Genomic DNA, 3,198 nt, shown 5'->3' on the forward strand with positions numbered 1-3,198 from the left:
AGACACTAATTAGATTTAAGCCCCTTGTTGTCTGCCTGCAGAGGAAAACCTGATCAAACTATTTCTTTGCTTCCTCCACATTTTTTAGTTCTTCCAGGCGTTTATCAGCTCTTTCCCGAATGTCATCATCCCGATCCTTATAATTCTCGATCAAACTTTCAATATATTGTCTGGCCTGGAATAATTCACCCCGTTTTTGATAGATATCAGACAAAAGAAGGAAGCATCTTGCCATCCAGTATTGATGGGGAGTTCCCACATTAACAAAATCAAAAATTTCTTGCTCAGCCTGATCAATATCCCCCCGATCGAAGAGTATTTGTGCTACCCGATAACGAGCTTCGGCACCTTCGGGAGAACTGGTATTCTCTTTCAGTACCTGAAACTCATCAAGGGCAAGTTGTTTTTCACCCAGTTCCAGGTGTGCTTCTGCTTTGCGGAAACGGGCTTCCCGCGCCACTTCGGGCGATGTTTTAGGATCTTCCAGCAGGCGATCGGCCAATCTTGTAACATATCCCGGTCGATCATCCAGTTTTACCAGGCAGCGCATCTGGCCAATCAAGGCCTCTCTTCTCAATTCTTCTTCATCGGCCTCATTTTCCAAACGCTCAAAATAGCCCAGTGCATCTTTATAGCGTTCCTGTTGATAGCTGATACGTGCAACACCCACGAGGGCATCTTCCATGAATATGTTTCCGGGTCGACTGACCACAAATTCGAAGGAGCGGCGGGCATTTTCATAATCTTTGTTACGAAACTGACAGTCGGCTTTGTAAAAATGAGCATTGACCACGAATCGCCCATTGGGATAGTTCCTCAAATAAGCCTCAAACTGATTGATGGCTTGCAAACATTTATCCTGCATGTACAGTTTTTCGGCAGTAACATAGGAAAGAGAATCCTCCTGGTGCTTATCAATGCTTGCAAAACCGCCAACCTGCCTGGTATAATTTATATATCCGTCGGCATCGTTGCGGTCGAGGTAAATGTTTTTTATTCCCAACAATGCATCCTCAGCTTCAGGTGTGCCGGGGAATTCATTTACAACGCGTTTATAAAATGCCAGCGACTGATCAAGGTCACCACTATTGTAATAAAGAAGGCCTAACTGTAACATGGCTTTTTTTGAGTAGTTGGAACGCGGATAATTCTCCTTGATGGTTTTGAAGGTCCTAATAGCAGAAGGCAAATCATTCAGCGCAACGTAAGAGCGTCCCATCTCATACCAGGCATCATCCACATAGGTAGATTCAGGGAACCGTTCCACCAACTCCTCTAATTGTTTAATTTTGCTGCGATGGTCTTCCTCAAGTCCCAGAGCAAAAGCTTTCTGATACATGGCATAATCGGCTGCTGCACCGGCAATATTTGTTGCCGCTTCATAATAACGGACAGACCGTGCAAAGTCGCGTTCCATGAAAAAGCAATCGCCAATCCGGTTCAATGCATCACCCAGCATGGGAGACTGACGATCGCCCATCAAATTTTCGTATTTCCTGAACCACGACGCCGCTTCGGAATAATTTTTCTGTTTAAACCAGGCATACCCTATATTGTAGTGAGCGGTTTTAAACTCATCAAGCTGATAGGAGCCGGCAGTATGAATAAAAATGTCATAATTCTCAATGGCTTTATCGTATTGCCCAAGTCTGTAAAAGGCTTCTCCCAGCCAGTAATAGGCTTTAACCTTCATATCGCGGTTGTATTCCCCGTATTTCAGGCTGTATTGCAGCATGTCGATGGCTTCATCAAATTGAAGATTGGTAAACAGCTCAAGCCCCCGGTGGTATGCAATCCGCTGAAGGGCCTGATAGTTTTCGGCAGTTTTGTTTTTTACCTGCTCCAAAGCTTCAAGTGCCTGCTGATAATTACGGGTGGTTAACAGTGCCTGGCCGAGGTATTGCCATGCCTCATCAATGTAGGCACTATTGGGGAAACGGTCTATGAACTGCATAAAGCTGTCGATAATCTCATTAAAGGGAGAAAACGACAGTTCATAATTCAGTTTGATATAGTTAAACATCGCTTCTTCCGTAATAACTTCGTCAAAGCTATATTCAGAAGCTGCTTCAAAAGCCACACGTGCCCGTTTCTTTTCATTTAGCTTCAGATAACAATCGCCCAGATGGTAGTAAGCATTTTGCGCCATGGCATCATCTTTATCCGTCACCCTGGCAAGTGCTTCTGCAGCATGTGCATACTTTTTCAGATGATAATAACTCAATCCCAGATGATAAAAATCCTGCCGCGGGGGTTCATCGGTCAATTCAACTGCAATAGCAAGGTACCGGGCTGCGTTCCCGTAATCCGATAGTGCATACCATGCATTTCCAACAACTCTGCCCATATCGGCTTTACGAACCCCTTCAGCCTCTTCTGCAAGAGGCGCACCATAATCAATAGCCTTTTTATATTCTTCCTGCAAATAATAAATTTGGGCAATATAGAAAGGAACTTCTTCACCAAACCCCGGTTCACCCTTTAGTTGCTCAAAAACTCTCAGGGCAGTATTATAGTTTTCCTGTTCGTACTGAATATGAGCATAATAGTAATTAGATGCCCCCCACCATTCACCATCCACATTACGTATCTCTGAAAAAGCCGGAAGTGCCTGATCATATTCTCCTTCCATAAAATGGCAGTAACCCGACTTAAACCGGAAATCGTAGCGGGCTTCACGATCAAGTTTACGGGCTTCAACATACCTGTAGTTTCGCAGAGCCTGACTGTACTTCCCGTCTTCATAATCCATATCGCCCAGACGTTTATAAACATAGGGGCGCATCCCGCTTTCGGGAAAATCAATCAGAAAAGCTTCCAAAAGATCTTCCGCATCTTCATTTTCCAGTTTTGAAGCTGCCATGGCCACATAATAGGCCGATTCGGCCCTCAAATTGCTTTGTCCGGGAGTAAACTTATTCTGCAGGTCTGAGAACATATCGCGGGCTACACCATACCGCCCGTTGCGATAATGCTGGAGGGCCTGGTTAAAAAGTCGCTCTGACTGCTGACTGTCATACGACTGCTGTCCGACAGCCAGGAATGAGATAATAGTAACCAGGAGAAAAACCCACAGGGTACGTAGTTTTGTCATGGTATTATGAAATTGAAATATTCAAAGTTTTCTGCACTTAACTCAATTTAAGACAACGAAAATAGAGAAAATTTGGTGTATTTCCAGATAAATTAAGAATTTAA

1 protein-coding gene is annotated in these 3,198 nt (G+C 44.1%); it reads right to left on the reverse strand.

The genetic code is table 11. The features are described 5' to 3' along the window. Window positions 1-58: 58 nt before the first annotated feature. Window positions 59-3,094, reverse strand: a complete 3,036-nt coding sequence (locus tag OQ5_RS0107425) for a tetratricopeptide repeat protein (RefSeq protein WP_016776879.1) — start codon at window positions 3,092-3,094, stop codon at window positions 59-61. Between the last annotated feature and the right edge of the window lie 104 nt (window positions 3,095-3,198).

The sequence above is a fragment of the Anaerophaga thermohalophila str. Valhall genome (assembly GCF_000250735.1).
In the GTDB taxonomy this organism is placed as follows: domain Bacteria; phylum Bacteroidota; class Bacteroidia; order Bacteroidales; family Marinilabiliaceae; genus Anaerophaga; species Anaerophaga thermohalophila_A.

Bases quoted from the DNA above. Each gene is read 5' to 3' on its own strand.
- OQ5_RS0107425 (WP_016776879.1), bottom strand. From the start codon at position 3,094: ATGACAAAACTACGTACCCTGTGGGTTTTTCTCCTGGTTACTATTATC.